Annotated in this window: 29 protein-coding genes; 20 read left to right on the top strand and 9 right to left on the bottom strand. The window is 36.9% G+C overall.

Annotation, left to right across the window (positions count from 1 at the left end; translation table 11 throughout):
* Position 1 precedes the first annotated feature (1 nt).
* Genes FTU80_RS02235 through FTU80_RS02215 form a run of 5 tightly spaced genes read right to left on the bottom strand, consistent with a single transcriptional unit; the run spans position 2 to position 2,228 of the window.
* A complete protein-coding gene (locus FTU80_RS02235) occupies positions 2-889 on the bottom strand; it encodes a replication protein (RefSeq protein WP_180084040.1) in 888 nt (295 codons plus the stop codon).
* Positions 886-1,194, bottom strand: a complete 309-nt coding sequence (locus tag FTU80_RS02230; RefSeq protein ID WP_180084038.1) for a hypothetical protein — start codon at positions 1,192-1,194, stop codon at positions 886-888. Before FTU80_RS02230 ends, FTU80_RS02235 begins: the two co-directional genes overlap by 4 nt.
* Positions 1,191-1,457 carry a hypothetical protein gene (locus FTU80_RS02225; protein WP_180084036.1) on the bottom strand — a complete coding sequence of 89 codons (267 nt, stop codon included), beginning with the start codon at positions 1,455-1,457 and terminating at the stop codon, positions 1,191-1,193. The genes FTU80_RS02230 and FTU80_RS02225 overlap by 4 nt, the downstream gene beginning before the upstream one ends.
* 54 nt (positions 1,458-1,511) lie before the next feature.
* A complete protein-coding gene (locus FTU80_RS02220; protein ID WP_180084034.1) occupies positions 1,512-1,958 on the bottom strand; it encodes a phage regulatory CII family protein in 447 nt (148 codons plus the stop codon).
* Positions 1,959-1,979: 21 nt separating this feature from the next.
* Complete coding sequence (locus FTU80_RS02215) at positions 1,980-2,228, bottom strand: Cro/CI family transcriptional regulator (protein WP_180084032.1); 249 nt, start codon at positions 2,226-2,228, stop codon at positions 1,980-1,982.
* A gap of 1 nt (position 2,229) precedes the next feature.
* On the opposite strand from FTU80_RS02215, the gene FTU80_RS02210 reads away from it, so the two are divergent.
* From FTU80_RS02210 to FTU80_RS02115, 20 genes are all read left to right on the top strand, one after another.
* Positions 2,230-3,009, top strand: a complete 780-nt coding sequence (locus tag FTU80_RS02210) for a LexA family transcriptional regulator (RefSeq protein WP_180063588.1) — start codon at positions 2,230-2,232, stop codon at positions 3,007-3,009.
* Between the two features lie 2 nt (positions 3,010-3,011).
* Positions 3,012-4,244 carry an N-6 DNA methylase gene (locus FTU80_RS02205; RefSeq protein WP_180084030.1) on the top strand — a complete coding sequence of 411 codons (1,233 nt, stop codon included), beginning with the start codon at positions 3,012-3,014 and terminating at the stop codon, positions 4,242-4,244.
* Positions 4,234-5,115 carry a hypothetical protein gene (locus FTU80_RS02200; protein WP_180084028.1) on the top strand — a complete coding sequence of 294 codons (882 nt, stop codon included), beginning with the start codon at positions 4,234-4,236 and terminating at the stop codon, positions 5,113-5,115. The genes FTU80_RS02205 and FTU80_RS02200 overlap by 11 nt, the downstream gene beginning before the upstream one ends.
* Entirely contained in the window at positions 5,116-7,080 is a 1,965-nt protein-coding gene (locus FTU80_RS02195; RefSeq protein ID WP_180084026.1) for a hypothetical protein, read from the top strand. It begins immediately after the preceding gene.
* Entirely contained in the window at positions 7,077-7,985 is a 909-nt protein-coding gene (locus FTU80_RS02190) for a hypothetical protein (protein ID WP_180084024.1), read from the top strand. Before FTU80_RS02195 ends, FTU80_RS02190 begins: the two co-directional genes overlap by 4 nt.
* Positions 7,986-8,184: 199 nt before the next feature.
* The gene (locus tag FTU80_RS02185) at positions 8,185-8,436 is read left to right on the top strand and encodes a WYL domain-containing protein (protein WP_180084022.1); all 252 of its coding nucleotides are present in this window, start codon (positions 8,185-8,187) and stop codon (positions 8,434-8,436) included.
* A 356-nt stretch (positions 8,437-8,792) separates the two neighbouring features.
* The gene (locus FTU80_RS02180; protein ID WP_257221403.1) at positions 8,793-9,218 is read left to right on the top strand and encodes a hypothetical protein; all 426 of its coding nucleotides are present in this window, start codon (positions 8,793-8,795) and stop codon (positions 9,216-9,218) included.
* Entirely contained in the window at positions 9,218-9,895 is a 678-nt protein-coding gene (locus FTU80_RS02175; RefSeq protein WP_180084020.1) for an ERF family protein, read from the top strand. Before FTU80_RS02180 ends, FTU80_RS02175 begins: the two co-directional genes overlap by 1 nt.
* A gap of 15 nt (positions 9,896-9,910) precedes the next feature.
* Complete coding sequence (locus FTU80_RS02170; RefSeq protein WP_180084018.1) at positions 9,911-11,092, top strand: hypothetical protein; 1,182 nt, start codon at positions 9,911-9,913, stop codon at positions 11,090-11,092.
* Positions 11,089-11,346 carry a hypothetical protein gene (locus FTU80_RS02165; protein ID WP_180026396.1) on the top strand — a complete coding sequence of 86 codons (258 nt, stop codon included), beginning with the start codon at positions 11,089-11,091 and terminating at the stop codon, positions 11,344-11,346. The genes FTU80_RS02170 and FTU80_RS02165 overlap by 4 nt, the downstream gene beginning before the upstream one ends.
* Before the next feature lie 94 nt (positions 11,347-11,440).
* Positions 11,441-11,644 carry an AlpA family transcriptional regulator gene (locus tag FTU80_RS02160; RefSeq protein WP_111884584.1) on the top strand — a complete coding sequence of 68 codons (204 nt, stop codon included), beginning with the start codon at positions 11,441-11,443 and terminating at the stop codon, positions 11,642-11,644.
* Positions 11,645-11,758: 114 nt separating this feature from the next.
* Entirely contained in the window at positions 11,759-12,343 is a 585-nt protein-coding gene (locus FTU80_RS02155; protein WP_218945341.1) for an aminodeoxychorismate/anthranilate synthase component II, read from the top strand.
* A gap of 18 nt (positions 12,344-12,361) precedes the next feature.
* Entirely contained in the window at positions 12,362-13,408 is a 1,047-nt protein-coding gene (gene trpD / locus FTU80_RS02150; protein ID WP_180084016.1) for an anthranilate phosphoribosyltransferase, read from the top strand.
* Positions 13,409-13,424: 16 nt separating this feature from the next.
* Positions 13,425-14,231, top strand: a complete 807-nt coding sequence (gene trpC, locus FTU80_RS02145) for an indole-3-glycerol phosphate synthase TrpC (RefSeq protein WP_180084014.1) — start codon at positions 13,425-13,427, stop codon at positions 14,229-14,231.
* Positions 14,232-14,337: 106 nt separating this feature from the next.
* Positions 14,338-15,321, top strand: a complete 984-nt coding sequence (locus tag FTU80_RS02140; protein ID WP_180084011.1) for a hypothetical protein — start codon at positions 14,338-14,340, stop codon at positions 15,319-15,321.
* Between the two features lie 111 nt (positions 15,322-15,432).
* Complete coding sequence (locus FTU80_RS02135; RefSeq protein ID WP_078191970.1) at positions 15,433-16,122, top strand: Smr/MutS family protein; 690 nt, start codon at positions 15,433-15,435, stop codon at positions 16,120-16,122.
* 95 nt (positions 16,123-16,217) lie between these two features.
* Positions 16,218-16,766 (top strand): GTP cyclohydrolase I FolE, encoded by a 549-nt coding sequence (folE, locus tag FTU80_RS02130; RefSeq protein WP_171262632.1) that lies wholly within the window; start codon positions 16,218-16,220, stop codon positions 16,764-16,766.
* A gap of 120 nt (positions 16,767-16,886) precedes the next feature.
* A complete protein-coding gene (locus FTU80_RS02125) occupies positions 16,887-17,243 on the top strand; it encodes a cupin domain-containing protein (protein ID WP_180084009.1) in 357 nt (118 codons plus the stop codon).
* A gap of 249 nt (positions 17,244-17,492) precedes the next feature.
* Entirely contained in the window at positions 17,493-17,942 is a 450-nt protein-coding gene (locus FTU80_RS02120; RefSeq protein WP_180084007.1) for a hypothetical protein, read from the top strand.
* A 70-nt stretch (positions 17,943-18,012) separates the two neighbouring features.
* The gene (locus FTU80_RS02115) at positions 18,013-18,564 is read left to right on the top strand and encodes a DUF4385 domain-containing protein (protein WP_180084005.1); all 552 of its coding nucleotides are present in this window, start codon (positions 18,013-18,015) and stop codon (positions 18,562-18,564) included.
* 8 nt (positions 18,565-18,572) lie between these two features.
* Here the strand turns inward: FTU80_RS02115 and FTU80_RS02110 are convergent, their stop codons facing one another.
* From FTU80_RS02110 to FTU80_RS02095, 4 genes are all read right to left on the bottom strand, one after another.
* Positions 18,573-19,964, bottom strand: coding sequence for a diguanylate cyclase (locus tag FTU80_RS02110; protein ID WP_180084003.1), 1,392 nt, complete (start codon positions 19,962-19,964; stop codon positions 18,573-18,575).
* 106 nt (positions 19,965-20,070) lie between these two features.
* Positions 20,071-21,975, bottom strand: coding sequence for a DUF4105 domain-containing protein (locus tag FTU80_RS02105; RefSeq protein ID WP_180084001.1), 1,905 nt, complete (start codon positions 21,973-21,975; stop codon positions 20,071-20,073).
* Positions 21,976-22,054: 79 nt separating this feature from the next.
* Positions 22,055-22,525: a DUF3015 family protein gene (locus FTU80_RS02100; RefSeq protein ID WP_078190276.1), complete on the bottom strand. Its 471-nt coding sequence runs from the start codon at positions 22,523-22,525 to the stop codon at positions 22,055-22,057.
* 150 nt (positions 22,526-22,675) lie between these two features.
* Entirely contained in the window at positions 22,676-23,467 is a 792-nt protein-coding gene (locus FTU80_RS02095; RefSeq protein WP_180084189.1) for a DUF817 family protein, read from the bottom strand.
* Positions 23,468-23,478 lie beyond the last annotated feature (11 nt).

The raw sequence follows: 23,478 nt of genomic DNA, 5'->3' as shown, positions 1-23,478 counted from the left end.
CTCAATATCCTCCGACCAAAGCATAATCTTCTGGCGTCACATCGATGATGCTCGATCCACCTTGTTGATCAAAAGACTGAGCGAAATAACTTGGCTCCTGAATTCCAGTTTGGTCTTGCTGCAGATTCTGCTGTTTTGGAGGGAAAACGCCTTGGTAATTTCCAATGATTGAATTTTCCAAGGATTGGTCTGCTAAAGATCCGTATGACTCGAGTTTTTTCAAAATGAGTTTTACAGCGTTTTCAGTGAGTGGCTTTTTAGCAGCTGTTCGCATATCCACAAATTGATTCCATAGATCCTGATTTACCAATCTTGGTAATTCACATGATTTCGGGTCATATGATTTTTGAGTTTCAACTTTTGGTTTTTCAGTCGAAGGTTGTTCTGGAACACGGGATCTTTTTTTATTTATTTTTTTATTTTGATTAGTGTCTTTTGATAGTGTTTTTTGTGTGTAAAAATTTTTTACTAGCAATGGTAAAAATTCTTTACTAGCGGGGTAAAATTTTTTTACTAGCAGTGGTAAAGAATCTTTACTAGCAACGGCTGCTTTTTCACCTAGTAAAAATTTTTTACTAGGGAATTTTACAGTCCAACCAACACTTGTTTCGTCACCAAGTTTGAAGGTATTTCCATAAATCGTGCTTGGTAATTCAACCAACAATCCAACGTTAATCAGCTCGTTTTTTGCTTTGATGACTGTTGGACGGCTCTTACCCGTAATTTCCTCTAACTGGCTTAGTGATATCGAATCCATCACTTTGTTCCATCCACGTGTTTTACGGCACACCACAAGATAAATCTTGCATGCAGCATCCGAGATTTGGTTAAGCACTTCGTCCACAAATGCGTTAGGCACTTGAAAGCTATTGGGCGTAAATTGGCTCATTTTGAGTTCACCCCTTCATTAATCTGTATAAAACGTCCAAACATCAAAATCATTTCTGAACGCAGTAAGCTTGAGATAATTTCACCGGCATACCAGGCCGAGATCCGATGTTCATTGGTGAGCATTTCGATAAACTCATCACGTGTGACTGCAGCATTGGCTTCATCACGATTGATCTTGCGTAAGTTGGCCTTACGGATATCCAGTATTCCATTAAGCGTGCGTAGCGCTGGGTTATACCAACTCTGAACGCCTTGCAGTTGTTTATGCTCAGGCTGCTTTTTAATTGCCTTGTTGGTGATCATGGAACCTCCGCAAGCGCTTGTTCAGCCGCACTCAATCGACGTTTAGCCAATACCTCTGCAACTGTTGCCGGACGCACTAAATGGCTCAGTGCAAAGTTGTGATTTCCATCCAGTAACACACCATCACTCTGTACTTTGTGTACGGTCATCAAGTGGTCTGGTTTGATTGGATCAGTGAAGACCACGACGTCGCCCGATAGGTAGTCGGCATTTTTGTCTGTGCGTATACCTTTGTTTTGTGGTATATTTGATTTCATATTCATTTGTGATTCCGTCATATTTTGAATTGGAAGCCTGATGTTCGAGATCAGGCTTTTTTATTGCTCGACACATTTGTTTATTTGCATTTCTAGCTCTGCCAAGATCTCGTGCAGCATGTGAATGACCTTTGACATATCAATCGCTTCGCCACGCGTAATTCGGCCATCTGCCATCATTTCTTTGAATAGCGCACATATATCCCCACCCCCCATTCCAAAACTCAGAACTAAGTCCGTCAGCGCTGTATCTCGACATTCGGGAATATTCGGCAAGTTAATGGCCACTTTTCCGTGATGAGCATTCAGTCTTTGTAGGATTCGGTAATCCCCAGTCAGCTCCATAAGTTTTGAAGCCTCAAGCAAGGTGATGTGGTGCGTTTCCGTATTGGGATTCACTTTGCTGTTCAATACCGCTGGGCTTTTAATGCCCATTCGTGGCGCTAATGCATTCGCTCCACCTTGGTAGTCGTGAACTGTGTTGTAAGCAGCATCCAATATGTTCATATCGGTGTCCTTTGAACGTGGTTATTGGAGGGCTGGGTTATTACTATTTTTAGTAGAACGAATGAAAGTCCAATTAATGTCTGGGCGCAATTGCTCAGCTTTAACTTTAGATTTAGTTAATTCTTCGATTGGCAAACAACGTTCTTCAGGAATTTTATTGAAATTCCATTTACTTAGAGCCCAAGGTGTTATGCCTAATCCACGGGCTAATGAAGACTTATTGCCAGCAATTTTTATCGCTTTTTCTAAAGCATCTTTTGGAGTTGACATAATGCACTCATTAAAACTACTTAAAGTAGAAGACAATATACTACCTAAAATAGAATTGGTGCAACTAAAAATACGAGGTAAACTTCTACCATTGGTAGAAAATGGAAAGAAATCCAAAGTGCAGACAGCAAAATATCTTGAATTTGCATCAAGACTTAAAGGCCTTATGGATAAGGAAGGATCTCCTATTACAACTGTTAATCAGTTGAAAGATGCTATTGATGTAACGTATGAGATGGCTCGTAGATACACGCTTGGTATTGCAAAGCCACGTGAAGAAAAAATGCAAATTCTTGCTGACAAATTTAATGTTGATATTAGTTATCTAGATCATGGCACTGGTTTAGAACCAAATGTAACGGCCCCTTTTCCAGTTGCAGGTCGATTAGTTCCAGTTATTTCATGGGTGCAAGCTGGCTCATGGACCACTGTTGATTCTGTCCCAGCTGGTACGCAGTTTGAGGAATGGTTACCGCCGAATCCTAAATGCGGAAAAAATGGCTATGGTTTGGAAGTGGTTGGAGAGTCAATGCTCCCCGACTTTCGGCCTGGCGATAAGATTTATGTAAATCCAGACTTTCAAATAACAGATTTAAAAACAGGTGATTTAGTTATTGTTTCCTGCCAAGGCGATAGTGAAGCGACGTTTAAGAAGCTTATTGTCGAGAGCGGAAATATGTATTTGCAGCCTTTGAATCCTGACTGGCCAGAGAAAACCATTGCTTTAGAGGATGGTTGTAAGTTAGTTGGCAAGGTTGTTGGATTGTATCGGGATGTATAATAATGAATGAATGTGTAGATTTATCATTATTTTATAAAAGTCAAATTAACAATCGTAAGTCTTCGGATAAGCTAGGGCGATATTATACGCCTAGATTAATTGCAGAGACTTTATGCTTACAACTTGGTAAGTATAACAATTGCTCAATTCTAGATCTTGGTTGCGGATCTGGAAATTTAATTACTGGGTCTTTAAAATATTGGAATGATTGCATTTATCATGGGTGTGATATTGATAATAATGCTTTAAATCAATTAAAGAGTCTTAACATTAAAAATTTAAATTTACATAATATTGATATTATTCATGAAAGTTTAAAAATAAATAATTTTGATGTTGTAATTAGCAACCCTCCTTATATTTATCTATCAAAAGATAAAATATTAGACAAATTAGATAATAATACTTTATTAGAAAATGAAATATTAAAGTTAAATAAAATCCCAGCAGCTTTAATTTTTTTAACAAAAGCAATCAAAGCATTAAAACATAATGGCAAAGTAGGAATAATTGTACCTAATGGAATCTTAACAAACCAAAAATACCAAACAATAAGGGACGTTTTAGTTAACTCTTATAAAATTGATTCAGTAATTCAATTGGAACCCTATGTGTTTGAGAAAACAGAAACTTACGCGCATATATTAATTATTAACAATACTAAACCACAAGAAACTCACAAAATAAGCTTCTCTATACTTAAAAACAATAAGCTTGTAAATCAAGATATTAAAACCAATAAAGATGTTTTGGAACGTTTGGATTTTTACAATACTTCACAAGCTGGCTCTATGTCTCTTGGGGATGTTATTCAATCGATTTCAAGAGGAAATCATTCATCTAAATTCATCAAAAATAACCCTGATTGCAATATTTTCCACACTACAGATTTTGATGATATTAATGCAAAATATATTTCTAATAAATTTTATACTGATGAACCCAGATTTGCTAAATATGCTCAAAAAGGCGATGTAATAATTGCCCGTGTCGGAAGGGATTTCTTTAAAAAAATTAAAGTTGTTCATAAAAATTATTTAAAAATTTCAGATTCAATAATTGTAATAAGACCGATTAAAAACAAAACAGATTTTATTTACTCATATTTGAAAAGCAAACAAGGTCAGATGCAATTAAAGGCTAATTCTCAAGGTACTGGGGCTAAATACATTACCCATAGCCAAATCTTAAACCTCCCAGTAATTGATAATATGGACAATATTAATGATTTTTAATTCAAATTTACTTCAATTGAAAAGGGAAATAAAGCAGCTCAGTCAAATTGATCTATGGGATAACATGACTCATGAAAATGTTAAAATTTGGTTGAAGCAATTTAAATCACCAGAGGAAACATTATTAGGGCATTTAATAGTTCGCAATCTCATTATAAGAAATAAAAAACAGATGACTCAATTAATGCAACAAGCTGTTCGAAGGGCAATTTCTAATTTTGTCAAAGAAGAAGATCGTTATCGTTTCAATTGGCTTCAAATACTAAGTGAAGGATACAACAGTAAAACTTTTTATATGGGGCCTGTAAACTTCAATATAGATGGTTTTGGAAAACCGGGAAAAAGTGGCGAAGTAATTATGCCTCTTTTAAAAAATATTGTACCTCGTACAAATTTTCGCTATCCAGATATGTATAAAAATGGATTAAATGCTAAAGAGGCTTTCTTTTTAGTAGATGATGCGATTCTAAGCGGACATCAAATCGAAGAATGGATTAATCAGCATTATAAGGACTTAATGTCCTCTCCAGAGGCGGCTCTAGTGGTAGGGCTAGCCCATGAGGAAGCACTAGACTACTTAAAAATTAAATTACCTGAGCTGAAAGTTTTTTATGGTGAACTACTTCTTAAAGACAATTCATTTACAAAGTTGTGTGATAGATGGTGTGATTCGGGCTTATGGCCTGCAGATTACCCTCCACCATTAGATGTTTTTAATGTTATAAGTGATAGAGCTAGATTTGCAAATAAAGCATATTTTGGTCATTTGAACCAAGCATTGTTATTAGCATATTCATATGGAACACCAGATAATACCATTCAAATCTTAAGAGAAAATTCCGATAATTGGGAATGTTTAGTGAGTAGATAAATGAGCATAATTGATTACAAATTACTTACGAAAACACGAGCCGAAGAACATGATGCAGATGTTTGGGGTTCATTTTATATACCGCCTTATTTTGAAAGGCTAAATTTAGCTAACGCTACAAAGCCAACATATTTTATTGGTAAACGTGGTTGTGGTAAGACCATGCTTTTAAAATATTTGTCATATCAATCAAAATTTTCATTACGTCGTCATCAGATTCCTAAAAGTGAAATTGAGAATATTGGAATTTACTGGCGAATAGATACACATTTTTGTAGCTCTATGTTTAAACGCAACAAATCTACAGAAGAATGGATCAATATTTTTGAAAATTATTTTGCAATTGTTATCGCAAATGAAATTTGTAAGTCATTGTATTATATATCAAGTAGTAATTATGAGCACTTTACACATAATGATTTAAAAAATATTGAGCTACCTGAACTAGCAGATTTTGATTTAGATATCCCTACAAACTTACTGGAATTAGAGTCGTATCTAAAAGCAAAACACAGATCCTTTAGTGCGTGGATCTCTAATATTGAGGTTGTTAAACCCCAGGCTTATCCTCCTGGTTTAAATTTTATTCATACCTTTATTGAATCATTAAAGTCTAATGAAGTTCTTAAAGATATCAACTTTTATATTTATATTGATGAAATTGAGAATCTTCTAAATCACCAACGAAGATTTATGAATACAGTATTAAAACATTCTCAAAAACCATTTATTGTTAATTTTACATCTAAAGTTTTTTTTGATGAAAATATGACAATAGGCAATGAGTCAATCAATGCTACTCATGACTATAATTATAAAGATTTAGATGAACTTATGAAGGAAAATGAAAGAAGATCTTTTTTTTCCGAAGTGTTTTTAAACAATTTTAATCTAACTTTTAAAAATCCTGATTTTGATTTAAGCCTAGTTACAGATGAAACAAGGCTAAATGAAAGAGCTAAGGAGCAATATCAAGATGATATACTAAAAAAAATTAAACAGAAATTTCCAAGCATCACTCTTAAAGAGCATGCTAATAATGCTTATAATTTGAATCGAATTAAAAATCGAGTCGATACACGAATAAATGAACTACTCGATAGTAGTAACATTACACTTGAAGACTTTAAGATTAACAACTTCCAACCAGAAGCATTATTAATTACCCCTTTCCTTTTAGAGAGAAAAAGCAATAATCCAAATGTATTATTACAGGAATATCTAGATTATCATCAACAAAATAAGGGAAAATATAAAGATTGGATTCATAATAATTTATTTGGAGCATTACTAGAACTTTATAGGCCCTTCAGTGACCACAAATGCCCTCTTTTTAGTGGTTTTGAAGCTTTCTATACCATGGCAAATGGTAACTTAAGACATTTCTTAATTCTTTGTTATAAAACGCTTGAAATTAATGAGATGCTTGATTTTGAAAATCATAGTTTTGGTATTGAAATTCAGTCACAATCGGCCTATGAAGCGTCTAATGCTCTCATTAAAGAAATTAGAACGCTAGGAAAATATGGAGAAAAGCTGAGAATATTCACCCTAAGGCTTGGAAATATTTTTAAAGCTTTACAGGAAAATCCGCTTTTAAGTGAACCGGAACAAAATCAATTTACAATTAACTCTGGGAATCGACTTCTAAATAGCGAAGAGCTCGAGTTCATAGAAGAAGCCAAAAAGCATAGCATTTTAATTGAACACTCTGAAACTAAGACTAAATCTAAGGTTGGTTTAGATATAGTAGACTATTTATTAAATCCTATTTATTCACCTTATTTTAACATTTCATATAGAAGAAAGAGGAAAATTGAATTTTCTGTCGAAGATTTTCATTATTTAATTAATGGAACTGAAACAGAGTACAAAAGTTTATTGACGCAAATTTCGCGTCCAAAAAAACAAAATATCAATCAAATTCAAGAGTTTGAAAACATTCAGCTAGGTTTCTTTGAATGATAAAGCATAAAGCACATATTTATACCGATGTATTTAGAAGTTTTGATACAACTGACCTTAATAATATCCATATTTTCAGTGGGCGCGTTTTAGATGATCGTGGTCGTGAATTACTTTCAGTTTTCAGTGATTCTAAGTCTAACATTCATTTAGTTGAATTTAATGCTAATCAAATGCAATTTTCAATCGATGGCCATGTTATTGATTTTAATGACTCTAAATATTTAGAGTCTATTATAAATATAGAAAATAATGTGATGATTGATAGCACAACTTTGGGCTTACCGGAAATTTATTACCTAATTAAACAATTCATTAATCTAAACTTCTTAGAGTTTAAAATCATTTACATAGAGCCTTTGACTTATAATAAGGATGAAAGTGATGAATTTTATAGATTATCCCATTACCCAATAGGGTATAAACCAATTCCAGGTGCTGTTGGTGACCTTCATCATGATGACCTGGAACTTGGTATTTTCTTTATTGGTTTTGATTCTTCGAGAATGGAGATCGCTCTAGAAGAATTCCAGATGATACAAGGAAAATTGATTAAAACAATTTTTGCTACCCCAGCCTTCAGTTCAGGGTTAGAAATGGAATCTATTGTTCCTCATTTAAACATATTAACCGACAATCCCAAATTTGAAATTGATTTCTGTTCTGCACTAGATCCAACCTCTTCTTTTGAGATGTTAAACTTTTATAAGAGATCTTTGGATGACGGAAAGAAATTATTTATTGCCCCTCTCGGCACAAAGCCGACAACAATTGCCACGGCTTTATTTGCGAATCTAAATTCAGATGTAAGTTTATTATATGATCACCCTATGAATCTCGAAAATAGGACATCTGGCGTTAAAGATTGGCACATTTACTCAGTTTATCTAACACCTATCGTATAGTCACAACCCGCATAAGCGGGTTTATTTTTTATATAATTTAATTCAAATTTATGGATTACCTTGCCATAAGGTATACACACATGATGAGATTGTGGAAATCTTTAATTCATTAAGACTAAATACAACATTCAGTGTTAATTAAATATTAAAAACTGCGAACCCGACGCAGTCCTTTAGAATAGATCGGGTGGAGAGTCAAGTGAGCTTTAAAGATGTAATCGCTTCAGCTGGTAGAAATCTGCATACAATCATCATTACAGCAAGAGAAGATGATGGATCAATCGAAACACGAGAAGCTGAACCATATAGTTTCCGCATTAAAGGCGGTACTGAAAAATTCTTCTGTTATGACATTCAGCGCGGCGGCATAAGAAACTTTCATGTTTCTAAAATACTTTCAGTTGAAGAAACAACAAATAGTTTTACCCCTCGGTGGTCTGTCGAGGTGTAGCAATCTCCAAACCAAATTCAATACGGTGTGTGATTGAATCAAGTCTATCGGCGGCAGATGCTAGTTCCAAACAGGCGTGTCGCCATTTTTCATTATTACCAATTATTGAAGCCTCCAACTCAGCTCTTTCTCGTATTTCTACTAATTCTTCGCGCGTCCACATATAAATAAACTCTACTCAATCCACCACCACGGTGGTTATTTTGTTTACTATAAAGCAAAAAACAATTTAAAGTAGTATTATTTTCTACTAAGTATTGACAAAAATTCTACTTAAAGTAGTATTTATCTCACAAACAACAAAAAAGCACATCGTCCTTCTAACTCCGATGTGCTTTGCAAACTGCGAGATAAGTATGAACAAAACATTAACCCCTTTCAATAGCCTCAAGGTAACACTTGTCGCTGCAACAGTAACAGTCGGTGCAATAGCATTCGCTTATAAGCCACAAGCTCTCAACACTCAGGTGCTTCATAAAAGCTTTCCTGAAGTTACTACCGTCGCTGCAATGGAACTCACTTCTAAAACTTCAGGTAGTGCTGTTATCCGTTTAGACAACTTCACCCTAGACGTAAGCTTTGACTTTGAACCATTCGAAGACAGCTACGGGGTACCAGGCAGTGAGTTTGAAACGGCTGAAATCACCCAGCTTTCTATCGAACACATTACCGATGAATACGGCAACCCGTTCCCCGACTTCACGGACTACAACGACCACCGCAACATCAATGAAATGCTGGTGCAGCACATGATTAAAAACCGTTTGTTGGGAGAAGTTTGATGAATGCCTTACAACAAATCCAGTTAGAACTGAAAGCGCCAAAAAGTAAGTACAACAATTTCGGTAAATTTCACTACCGTAGCTGCGAGGATATTCTTGAAGCTGTTAAACCACTACTCCAGGCCACAAAATCCACGTTAATTATCACTGATGAAGTTCAGCAAGTTGGACCAGTGGTGGTGGTTACTGCAAAAGTAGTTTTTACAGATGCTGAGGGTAAAGAAACTGTTGTCACGGCACATGCTGGAGTGGAAATTGAAAAGAAAGGTATGGATGTAGCACAGACATTTGGTACCTCTAGTTCGTATGCAAGGAAATATGCGCTTAACGGCATGTTCCTAATTGACGACACAAAAGACTATGACACTGATGAATATCATAACCAAGTAAATCAGCAGCCCAACCGAGGCCAATCCAATCAAGGTCAGCAGCGTCAATCGGCTCCGGTAAACACTGCACAGCAAAAGCCGTTAGATCAGCGCTTTCAAGATGCTTTGGTATCTATTCGAAATGCGAAGAAGCCTGAAACTTTAGATAAAGCCATTAATACCTTTGGTAATACTAAATTCAACAATCAAATTCGTCAGGCTTGTCGTGCTCGTGCGGATCAGATGGGTTGGTCGGAAGCGCCTCCACAGCAAAATAATCATCAACAGCAAAGTAATGTTCGACATTAAGGGAGTGTACTAAAAATGAATAATATTATTACAAGCTCTCTCGCATACGATGCACTAATGGCTGGCAAACATGTTATGTGTCGCCCAATTGGTGACATGTTAGATTTTAATGACTTGGATCAATTTCCAGCGACAATTTTTGCTAAAGAGGGTTATGAGTTCTGCATCAAAATTGAAACTATAGAAGTTGCAGGCATCACCTTTACTAAACCTCTTAAGCTGGATGAAGTTCAGGTTGGTGATGCTATTTTTGTTGTCCAGGCCAGCGGTGAAATTCATCACTATAAATATGTGGTATGCCATGAAATTTTGAATCAATCGATTGCTCGAGGTTTTGCCCAGCGTGATTTGGAAAATGCAAAGTTACAAGCCGAAGCTTTTTGTAAGCTATTTGATCGTGTATATCGTGCATCCAATGTTATTGAGATACCGGAGCAATCTAAAAAACGCACACGTAAATCTAAAATTGATGAGTCGGATAAGGTTCAAAATTCAACTTCAAATGATGTGGAAGCAAAGACATTCGAACAATCTGCAGTTGAAGAGATTGAAACAGATCCAGTGAAACTGATTGAAAAGTTCACTATGCAAATTAATGCCTGTACCACTAATGATGCGGTACTAGCATTACGTCCGGTGTTCATGGCAAATGTTCATTTAGAACGTGAACACACTCAGCACCTATGTAAATTAACTGAGGACAAGCTGCTTGAACTAGATCCTGAGCAATATAAACCTAAGCCAGAACATACGACTGACAACTTAAGTGTAGAAGAACTCAAACGTTTGCAGGTTGAGGCCGAAAAGTTAGTAGCGAAAAATAAGTTAGCTAGTGAATCAACAGATGATGAATATCAAAATCTTTTGAAAGATTTAATAACCAGTGCAACAAATGCTCAAACACCTAAAGAAGCTACCGTCCTTACCGGTTATACACGCAACTGGACTGAAGCACAGCGCAAACCATTACTAGATGCTATTCATAAGCGCCTACGTGAGCTTGCACCTGCAGAAGCTGAAATTAAAACTCCACCTTCACTTATGGTTCAGATTCAGAATGCACCTGACTTAACTACATTAGATGCTTTGGAAATTGATGTTTCTGCACGTAGTCCTGAAATTCAACCAAAGTTAATGGACTACGTTAAAAAGCGTCGCTTCGAGCTTGAAAATCAAGCAAGTGAGGTGAGCTCATGATTTGTCCTAAATCATTAGTCCCGGCCTTCACAATGTTTTTAGCAAGTGATGGATATCAATGCGTAATTAATAAAATTGTTGGTGAAGCTGTTTTCACTAAAGCAAATAAACCTGGTTTGAAGATTGATAATGCGGGAAACATGAATGGTGCTGCTCAAAAGCGTTATGAACTTTTTCTTAAATTATGGCTAAAGAATGGCAAAGAATTTATTCTTCGCCTTCAAGCCCAGGCCCTTATTTTAAAGGTGGCGTGATGGATCCCAAAGGCGAAGATACAGATATAGGACATGAAAGTATTTCTGAGGATTTTCTTGAATCAGTGAAACAAATTTTAAAGGAGGTGTCTTGATGGAAATTGATCGTCGAGTTCGGGCTAATGATTTTATGAAACTTCTCTCTGTTGGGAAAACTAAGTTCTATAGAATGTTAAAACAAGGAGAGCTTCCCGAGCCAATTCGTTTAAGTGAAAAAGATGTTTTTTGGCACGAATCTCAAGTGAAGAAAGAAGTCGAAAAATACAAACAAGAATCTGATAATATAGCCTGCACTTAGCAGGCTTTATATTTTGTGCCTGATTTAAGTAAAGTTTTTAAAACGGGTAACGTTACGGGTAACAAAAACCTCTAAACAAAATATTAGTATAAATTTCTTAGGGATACGCTTGATATGCTTCTCATGATCGACAATTATGACTCTTTTACCTACAACATCGTCCAATATTTTGGCGAGTTAAATCAGGAAGTAAAAGTTGTACGTAACGATGCCGTGACATTGGAAGATATCGAGCGATGGCAACCGAAGTATTTAGTCATTGGTCCTGGCCCTTGTTCGCCAAGTGAAGCAGGTATTTCAATTCCTGCGATTCAACACTTTGCGGGAAAAATTCCTTTACTGGGTGTGTGTTTAGGCCACCAAGCCATAGGACAAGCTTTTGGCGGCGATATTATTCGCGCTAAAAAAGTGATGCACGGACGTTTATCTGACATGTATCACAGCGATCAAGGCATTTTCAGCAACCTCCCTTCTCCTTTTGCCGCTACTCGCTATCACTCTTTGGTGATTGATCAAGCGACTTTGCCAGAATGTTTAGAAGTGACCTGCTGGACCAATGAAGAAGATGGCACGATGGAAGAAATCATGGGAGTCAAACATAAGACATTGCCTGTCGAAGGCGTGCAGTTTCACCCTGAATCGATTCTTAGTGAACATGGCCATCAAATCTTTAAAAACTTCTTAGAAATTTACGCATAATCGAGTGCAAAAAATATTATGAATATTCAACAAGCTTTAAATAACATCACGAAAAATATTGAACTCACTCAACCTCAAATGGAAGAAGTGATGCGCACCATCATGCAAGGTGAAGCAACCGATGCTCAAATTGGCGCACTGATGATGGGCTTACGCCAAAAAGGTGAAAGTATTGATGAAATCACTGCCGCAGCACGTGTAATGCGTGAGTTTGCGATCAAAATTGATGTCAGTGATTTACCACATTTGGTGGATATCGTTGGTACAGGTGGTGATGGTCAAAACTTATTTAACGTCTCTACTGCGTCTAGTTTTGTCATTGCAGCAGCAGGTGCAACCATTGCTAAACATGGCGGTCGTGGTGTTTCATCAAAATCAGGCTCTTCTGATCTTTTAGAACAAGCTGGAATTAACCTTGACCTGAACATGCAGCAAACTGAACGTTGTATTCGTGAAATGGGCGTGGGTTTCCTCTTTGCACCTAATCATCATAAAGCCATGAAATATGCTGCTGGTCCACGTAAAGAATTGGGCTTCCGTAGTATTTTCAACCTACTTGGCCCGCTTACGAATCCGGCCGGCGTAAAACGTTTTGTGATTGGTGTTTTCTCTACAGAATTATGTCGTCCTATGGCTGAAGTTTTAAAACAACTCGGTGCAGAACATGTCTTGGTGGTGCATTCAAAAGACGGTTTAGATGAAATTAGCCTTGCATCAAGTACTTATGTTGCTGAACTCAAAGATGGCGAAGTCACTGAATGGGAAATTCAGCCGGAAGCTGTAGATATCGAGTCGCAAACCTTAACGGGTCTATCTGTAGATAGTGCTGCTGAAAGTCTAAAATTGATCAAAGATGCTTTAGGTAAAAACAAATCTGCACTCGGTGAAAAAGCCGCGAATATGATTGCCCTAAATGCAGGCGCAGGTATTTATGTTTCAGGCTTAACCAAAAGCTATAAACAAGGTGTTGCATTAGCACATGACATTATCTATGGCGGTCAAGCCTTAGAAAAAATGGGCATTTTGTCTGAATTTACGAAAACTTTAAAAGAATACGAAGCTTAAGATTAGGACTCAAATCATGGTAAATATCGCCAATACAATTTTAGGTAAAATTGTTGAACGTAAAAAAGAAGAATTTGCAACCAGTCTTAAACAACGTAGCTATAAAGATGTCGAAGAGCTAGCCCTAGCAGCTACACCCGTTCGAGGTTTTGCACAAAACCTCGGCTCTAAACGTCCGGGGGTGATTGCTGAAATTAAAAAGGCATCACCATCGAAAGGCATTATTCGTGAAAACTTTAACCCTGCTGAAATTGCGCAGCAGTATCAAGATGCTGGTGCGGCATGTTTGTCTGTTTTAACCGATGTGGATTTTTTCCAAGGTGCTGATGAAAACATTCAGATCGCACGTTCGCACTGTGACTTACCTGCGCTTCGTAAAGATTTTTTAATTGACCCTTATGGTGTAATTGAAGCACGCGCTTTACATGCGGACTGTATTTTATTAATCGTGGCTTGTTTGTCTGATCAACAACTCGAAGAAATGTCGAAAACTGCTTTTGAGCACAATCTCGACGTGTTGGTTGAAGTACATGACGAAGAAGAACTTGAGCGTGCAATGCGTCTTTCTGACAACTGTCTACTAGGCGTCAATAACCGTAATTTAAAAACCTTTGATGTTGACCTCAATACATCATTACGTTTGAAGAAGTTACTTGAGCCTTCTCGCCTACTTGTGACAGAAAGCGGTATTGCAACACCTGCTGATGTCGCGATGATGCAAGAACATGACATTCATGCATTCTTGGTCGGTGAAAGTTTTATGAAGCAGCCACGTCCTGATCAGGCGTTTAAGGAGCTGTTTGGTGTGCCTGATAATATATAAATGAAATATGTAGGGTGAGTTCGCTCACCCTTTTTCTCCTTTGCATCCATATTAAAAAAATTACACATCCTTTTTATAATTTTTATTCAATTGAGAATTAAAAATAATGAAGTCGATTATTACTTCTACTCTTCTATTCATTTCATTAATCTTGGTTTCACTACACCAGATAAGTTGGGCAAAAAATATAACTCTTTATACTGGCTCACCGTATCATATTGACCAAAATCATATCCTCTACTTTAATATTTCCACTATGCCCGAAGGCATCATTGCTGCGCAGATTGACCTAAATCAAATTTTTCCAAATATAAATACTAACGTGCTAAAGGGCAAAAATTATGATTTCAATAATAATCAAATTGAAATCATTAGTTATCAAGGCTTACCAATAGTCATTAATTACTCAATCAATACTAAAAACAAGAATATTGAAAATTCAACCTATTTTTCTATTTCTAAAGGACATAAAAATTCTTTATCAAAACCAATCAATATTAAATCTCACCCTATTTCCATGGAAAAATTAAATCATTTTGAACAAATTTTTTATAAAGATACCCCTCATTTATTGAAAAAGAATTTAGCTGATGAGCCATATTTAATAAATATATTCATGTTCCATGCAGCAATAAATGATTTTGATGATATGAATGATTTTTTCCAAAATGCGATAAAGAACCTGACACAGAAAAATGATATTGATAATTATGAAAAAGCCAAAAATTTGTATCTTGAATATTTAAATTTTGGTGAAAACAATGAATTTTATGATACCACCTTAATTATGGCGGCTATCGAGCACACAGATATTTCTTTAATCAAAAAAATGAAGCTGAGAAAAATAAATGAACTTGTAGTAGATGAAGTTGAACCACAAACATATTATTTCACTAGATGCTCCCCATTAGGTAAAGCTATCCGCCTAAATCAATATCAGATAATTTCTTATTTACTTGAAAAAGGCGCTTCAACCGAAATCGTGTGTATTTCTAAATTTAATGAAGAACAATCAGCATTAGCTCTTGCAGAACAATATAAAAATAAAAAAGTTATTAAATTAATTAATTCAACTTTGAAGCCCAAATAGGACTTGTAATGAATTAAGAGATCTTCTTTATATAAAGTCTTTCCAGTTCAAATCAGTGCCATTTAAGGCTATAATTGCACTAAATTTTTGTATATTTCCCGTTTTTTCATTATGAGCAAACACGATTCTTCGCTTTCAAAAGATCAGTACAACCTACTGAAATCTTTTAAAAAGCAAATTACGAATCCACATTCCTCAACGATTGCTAAACAGCCTGAGCCAACGCCAAAGACTGTTGAACAAGAGCAGGAAGAAGACTTCGCGCTTTTCCAAAAGCAAATGCAAGGTGTTCAAAAAATGAATGCAGGAAATATTGCAAAAATGGAAAAAGTGGGTCGTAAAAAACCTGATGCGCAAACGTTGGCTAAACGTGCTGCTGCAATTGGTCCTATGGAAACAGATGATGCATTACTTTCTGATACGCAAGCGATGCTCAACCCTGTTGCCAGTCAAGCTGCTTTAAGCTATCGCATTGCAACCTTACAACATAAAGTTTTTGAAGATTTGAAAGCTGGTAATCTACGTTGGTTTGAAGCTGTCGACTTACACGGTTGCACTGTTGAAGAAGCCCGTTCTGCCGTGCTGCAAATTATTCAAATGGCGAAAGATGACAATCAAAACGTCATTAAAATTGTGCATGGCAAAGGTCCAGAAGCAATTTTAAAAACTTATGTAAATAGTTGGTTACGTCAACATCGTGATGTATTGGCATTCGTGAGCGCCCCAGAAAAACAAGGCGGCACAGGTGCTGTACTGGTTCTGCTTAAACGTGCAGAAAAGAACCCACAGTTTAAACAATAATCGGATTTAACTCCAAAAGAAGGCATTGTAATAGTTTTCTGCTACAATGCCGTCCTTGTTCAATCTCTCAGTGTAAGTGAACACGTCTTATGTCTATGCAGCAATCCTACGCAAATATCCTAACTGCCGTTGGTGAAGATCTGAATCGCCCGGGTCTTAAAGATACGCCTATGCGTGCTGCTAAAGCTTTTTCATATCTTACTTCTGGTTATAGCCAGACACTTGAAGAAGTGACCAACAATGCGGTTTTCCCATCCGATAACCGTGAAATGGTCTTAGTTAAGAATATTGAATTCTATTCATTGTGTGAGCACCATTTATTGCCTTTTTATGGCCGTGTACATATTGCTTATCTCCCAGAAGGCAATGTTTTAGGTTTATCAAAATTCGCACGTATTACAGAAATGTTTGCCCGTCGCTTACAAATTCAGGAAAACCTCACTCAGCAGATCGCTGAAGCTGTGGCTGAAGTGACTGGTGCGCGTGGTGTTGCTGTGGTGATTGATTCAGCTCACATGTGCATGATGATGCGTGGTGTAGGTAAACAAGAGTCTACAACACGTACCGTTTCTTTTGTCGGTGACTTTAAAACCAATAAAGAAGAACGCCGTGAATTCTTAAGTGCTGTGCCTGAAAGCTATTAACAGAACATTCAGCGTTAGCACTCATAAAAAAAGCCTCAAACTCTTGAGGCTTTTTCTATTTATGTTTTAATGTCGCAGATCGATTTTTTTGATTGCAAAACACCAATTTCAGGATGAATGATGTCAGATGTATATATTGCCGGTCAGGGTTTAGCACAAGCCCAACACAGCATAGACTTCCCTCGCCCAGACCGTTTGGTTCAGGGCAATCCTAAACGTGAAACTGCAAGCCTGTATGTACACCCCAATATGGACTGCGGGATTTGGCAATGTGAAGTTGGCGCATGGAATATTGTCTTTGCACCGAACAAACAAGAGTTTTTTACAATCCTTGAAGGTTTAGTACGTATTCATGATCAACAAGGCGGATATATCGAAGTTTCTGCTGGCCATGCGGGCATTATTCCCCCATCGTTTCAGGGCAAGTTTGAAGTTGTCGAAGCCGTCAAAAAATACTATGTGGTTGTAGAAGTTTAATCGCCCAAAATATTTATTTTGAAAAAATTTTTTTTAAAAATATTGTTTGTAACCGTGCTGTAAGACTTGTAACTCAAAACTACAGCATAAAATTGATATCAATTACTTAATGTATTTCTGTTCATAAATTAAACATTTCATAACATGATTTCACCCCCCATATTCAAGATTAGTCCGTACATTGAAAACAAGATGAATCCTTTAGATTCATTGCTATTTTCTTTTTTTTACTAACTAAGGGTGATCACTATGGTAGCCGCAAAAAAGACAACTGAAAAAGATGAGAAAAAGACAGCGAAAACTACGGCAAAAACTGCAAAAAAAAATGAGGATAAAGTAAAAAAATCAGCTAAAGCATCGAGTCAAGATTCAAAGAAAGAAACAAAGAAAACTGCTGAAAAAAAATCTAAGGACAGCACTTCTAAAAAAGAAACTGCAACTAAAGATGAAAAAGTAAAAGCTAAAAAATCTGCGTCAACTAAAAGTTCGCCGAAATCTAAAGCTGACAAAAAAGAGGCCCCTAAAAAAGCCAGCACATCAAAAACAAGCACTAAAGTTAAAGATGAAAAGCCAAAAGCTGAGAAGAAAGCAACAAAAAAATCTTCAACAGCAAAGAAAACGGATGCTAAGGCAAGCAAGTCTAAGGGAGAAAAACCCAAGACGACCAAAGCCAAATCCACCAGCAAAAAGACAAAATAAAAAGTAGCCCCAACTGGGGCTACTTTTTTAGCTTAAGCTTGAAATAGAGTAAGGTTGTAATGGAGTGAATATGAATAATAAATCCATCCCCACACCTAAGCGTGTATCACGCGTTCATTCCAATAGTTTTGATTACAGTTTAGATTTTAAAAAAATAAATTTTCGCGAACACCCTGAACTTTATAGAATTGGACGTGGTGAACAAGGTGTATTACTCGTAGAGCCTTATAAATCTGAAATTTTGCCTTATTGGCGATTTGCTAATGAAAAAAAAGCCATCGAAAGCAGCACCAAAATTTGGCAACTTTTTGAAGAGTATTTAGACGCTGAAGATTTTGTCGGTGCAGATATGGCACGTAAATTTTTGCAGATGGGTTTTACACGTGCACGTCGCTATGCCAACCATAAAGGTGGTAAAAAATATGAGGGTCCAGTCCCTAATGATAAAAAAGGATTAAGTGGTGCACATGGACGCGAAGAGCTTCCAAGACAAAAAGAGGATTCCGTCAAAGCAGCTGCTGCACGAGTATTTAAACAAAAATGGGATGAAGCTAAAGTTCATCCCAAGTATGTAGAGCAAAAAGCAAAATTTTTAGATTTTCTACAAAGCAAAATTAAGTGAATATCCATTTAGGATGAAGATGATCTTGTTTGCTGATCAGTTTTAGCAACGTAAATACGGTTACGACCAGTATTCTTGGCAGCATAGAGTGCTATATCGGCAGCATCTAGTAAACGTTGATAGTCAGGATGACCATTATACTGCACACAACCAACGCTAACGGTTAAACTAAATTGCTGACCTTGTACTGTTCGGATCACTCCGTTTTCAATATATTGGCGAATATTTTCTGCAACTTTCATCGCACGGTTTACATTGGTGTCCACCAAGAGTAACAAGAACTCTTCGCCACCAATACGGAATGCATAATCGCTACCTTGGCTGTAACGCTGCAAAGCTTCGGCAATAAATTTCAGTGCAAGATCACCTGCCGCATGACCAAACTTATCATTGATCATTTTAAAGTAATCCGCGTCAAAGGCTAGCAAAGACAAAGGCGTTTGATTTTGACGTGCAAAAGTAATTTCACGTGAAATAATAGTACTAAGATAACGACGGTTTAAGAGTTGCGTCAAAGAATCATTGCCTGACTCAATATATTCAGCCACCTGAAATAATTGATCGACTAAATGCTGAATTTCACGATTTAAGTCTCGAATCTGTTGAATCAAATGTTGCAGTTGATCTTTATCCGTTATTTGTGTGGTTTGCTGCGTTAGCTCATCCACTTGATAAATTCGATCAATAATTAATTGAACCTGATCTGAACCCGAAAAAGCATATGCCGCTTTATGAATAAACCACAATCCAAATTCTGACTTTGAAAGTAAGGAATGATAAAAACTGACATTTCCCGAAAAGATTTTAAACATCAATTCATTTTCCCAATTGAGCAATGAACCACGTTGTTTATCTTTATGCACTGCAACATCTTGCATCGCTGAAAATAAGCGATAATTATGCTTGGTTTCTTGTTTTTTTTCCGTATTGATCTCATAAGATCTGCACATAATTTCTGTGCTAAATCCGATAATTTGTACAATATAACTGCACATATGGAGAATATTTTGCGTATGGTTTAGCTCTAAAATTTCAAATATTTTACGTTCTATTTCACGTACACCACGCATAATCAACCATGACGGAATGCCGACACGCGCATGCACCATTCCAACTTTTTGCTGCCTTTTAACCGAAATTTCAAAATCATTATTTAGTGCAACATTAAATGTTTCTAATAACCATTTTCTTAAGGTGTCGATGAGCCTTTTTTGAATAATATCGTCTTTAAAAAATTCAGCTGACGCTGGTTCTCTCGACATTTGTTCATAAAAAACAGTAACTAAATGCTCAACATGCTTCTGGATAAATTGCAAAGCTGCAAGATGTTCATTTTCAGTATATTGATCACAAATATCTTTCCAAGTCTGACTTAGACCTGTAATACATTCTTGATTCATTCGGTGACACAAACCACAGCGATTACAAAGCTAGCAATCATACCTTGCTTTACTTACATAAAAAAACAAATTTATTTGATATTTCACATTTTATCTATCTTAAAAATTAATAGAAAAATACATAACTCAATTTCAATTTATTCCAATCTTGATCATCTTGTTGCTGGTATTCGTATCCTAGTCTTAAAGCATTTTGTTGGTTGACGATATATTGTAATTCAGCATCGAGTTTCAGATTCCATTGATGTGTATCTTCCCAATACGGAAGCTCTGCCTGAACCAAACTGTTGAGTTTTTCTGACCAAATATTTTGACAACCCAGTGTCGGCCCAAGGCTCACTCGCCATCCATCATCTAGAGACTTACCGCCCTGCACTTGCATTTGAGACTGCACATAACACAAATGCGTGCGTTCTTGATTGGCCCAGCTATATCCAGATTGCGCTTTTAATTCAGCTACGCCATGTTGTTTCGTTTCGCTAAATTGACCTGCATCTACAGACACTTGCTGCCAACCAAAATTAAAACCCCAGCTTAGCGGTGTTTTAAATGGCGTGATCGGATTGTAGGAGTTGACCGATAAAAAATCAAAATGATTGAGTTTGAGTTGGTCGTCTCGATATTGGATCGAGCCATCCCAAAACATCAACTGCGTACCAATCCGAAAGCCACCTTGCGGATCGATCAAATCATGATAAGCCTGACGATGACCGAGTTCGATGTATTTTTCACCTTGAACTTCGCCTACTGTAGCTGAAAAATTTCGCGCATGATGTCCATTGACTGGGTCTAGACTTGGCTGCTTAGGTTCAGTCCGTTGTTTTGGTTGCGAAGATTGACTACGTAAGGCCAAGATTTGACGTAATTTAGGCTGCGTTTCTTCCGCACTCACCTTTCTCCCAATCAGTAATAAATACAGATGGTCATACGCCATTTCTAATATTTTCGCTTGCTCTACTTCATTAAACTGAGCGAGTGCTGTCGACATGTTCTCAGGTTCAATTTCAGCGAGCTTATGCGCTTCGCGTGCTAAACGATATCCATGTTGCTGCGCTTGTGACAAAAGCTGCGTTTCTAATGCAGGACGATAAACCGCTGCTTGAATCAGTTGTTCATCATTGATCGCTTTGATCGTCTCAACGGGAATGGAAGCGACTTTAAATTTCTGGGTTAAATTCAGTGTCGGGCGAACCAAATCCATTAGGCCCAATAATCGATAGGCACAGTTATCGCTGGCAAAATAATAGGGAAAACTGACATTTTGCATTTCCCAAATATGTTTAACCAAATAACTGGTTTCTTGCTCGGTCAGTGCTAACTCATATTCCCACAAATCACGACTTTCAAAATCGCCATATTCTTTCACCTTCCTGTAGTACGGCATCAAGGAATATTCGCCAGGATACTGCCCTGTTAAGCCTTTCCATGCATAAGACCAGTTATCTTCACCTGCAACTGTCGCTGCATAGTTAATGGCATAGGACACCAAATTTAGTTCTTTCTGATCTTTCGGATCGAGACGCAACAAGGTATGTCCAAACATAGAACTTGGATTACCCATAAAGTCTGTGGCGTAGATTAACGTGGCTTTATAAGGCTTAATTTTCCCAAACCATTCATCAAACTCAGGACAACTCACGACAGGTAACTGCTCTGAACGGATGGATAATTCTTGCATCAGCCACTGACTACGCGCAGGGAAACGACAACGAAAGGCTTGATTAGGTTCGGCGGCTTGAAACAGTGCAGCGACATCTGCCTGTAATTCGGCTTGAGCATTTTGACGGCCATTTTCAGCCAAAAAGTAACCTGTATAGGTAACTTCACTTTGTCCTTTATGATCTGTATATAAAAGTCGTTGCCAACTGATGTGTTCAGACAGTTTTTTTGATTGTGCAAGTTCAATATATCGCTGTAGCTCTACGGTTTTAGAGGGAGTAGAATCTACAACTTGCTGAGCATATATGATGCTCGGAATCATAAAGGTACAAAATAAAGCAATTGATTTCATTCAGTTATATTCAAATCCATTTTTATATATTTTAGATAATAAAAAACCCTGCCGAGAGACAGGGTTTTGAAAGCATCGATTAAACGTATGCTTTAAGTACTTCATCTTTCGCCATTACGCTTTGTAATGAAGCAAGTACTTGTAAAGAAGACTGGTTTTCAGCTGAATAGATTTCAGCAAAATTTGCTTTAGACACAGCAAAGAAACGTGCTTTATCTGTTGATTGAATGTTTAAAAGCTCAGCCAATACATTCAGGCTCTCACCTTGACCAACTGCCATATCACGAGCAAGTGATTCAGCATTTTCATTGGTAAATGTTACCGCTTGAGCAGTTACTGTACCTGTACCGCTACATCCTAAAGTACCAAAGGTAATACCAAGTAACTGGTTAGTAAAAATACCGTTGGTAGTCGCAGCTAAAATTTTAGGAATTTTACCTGATTGACCAGCCCAAACTTGAGAACCAACACCACAACCTACGTCACGGTCAGCAAAAGCAGCTGTAGAACCTAGTGCAACGACTGCAACTAAAGCTAATTTTTTTAACATGGCACTTCTCCAGGGAATTTTATTCCATTGTTTTTAATTATTAAAACATGTGTAATTTTGATTACACACCTGTAGATTAACTTGATCTTTCAGATAAGGCAAAACATTTTCATCTAAAACTTTTGGCTAAAAATAATACGTTCTTTTTCACTATTTTTTGAGCAACCAAGTACCATTTTCATCACGTTTTCCAAGGATTTTGAGTACTAAAACCAGACTGAGTAATAGCAACAAATACCAAGAACCGAGTTTCCCCCAACCGACCATATGCCATGCATCGACCTGACTTGGATATAACCAAATTTGATAGAAGGTACTGATATTTTCTGCGATCCAAATCAAGAATGCCAAAATCAACAATACTGGTAACATGGGCAACTGAATCACATGATTTTGTAATTGAAAACTCAGCTTGGTTTTCCAAAAGATCACCACACTCCAAGCAAACAAAAACATACGAATATCTGGTACAAAAAATTTGGTCATAAAATTAAGATATGACAAAACGGCTAAGCACAGCATATTGCCAAAACGCGGTAAGTTACTGAACGACACCTGATATAGACGTAACGAACGTGCAAAGAAACTCCCCACCGCCGAATACATGAAACCTGCAAATAATGGCACGGTCAGCAGTTTGAAAACCGCAGGCTGCGGATATTGCCATGAGGCAATGTGTGGATGGGTGAGAAATATTTCCATCCCCATTGCAAGGATATGAAACAGTGCTATGACTTTGGCTTCCGCCCAAGACTCGAGTTTCAGGTAGAGTAAACACACTTGAATAATCAGTGCATAAAACAATAAATAATCATAACGGAAAAAGCCAAAATATTCCAGACTTCCCATTACTGCAGTTAATGCAAAAGCGATCAGCAGTAATATCCCAAATAAGGCAGCCGAAGCTGCCTTATAAGAGAACTCAAAACATGATTTTATCATCTTGACCACAG

Source organism: Acinetobacter sp. YH12145 (genome assembly GCF_013418335.1).
GTDB lineage: Bacteria > Pseudomonadota > Gammaproteobacteria > Pseudomonadales > Moraxellaceae > Acinetobacter > Acinetobacter amyesii.
The sequence above is the reverse complement of the archived record's forward strand: the minus strand, read 5'-3'. Positions and strand labels throughout refer to the sequence as shown.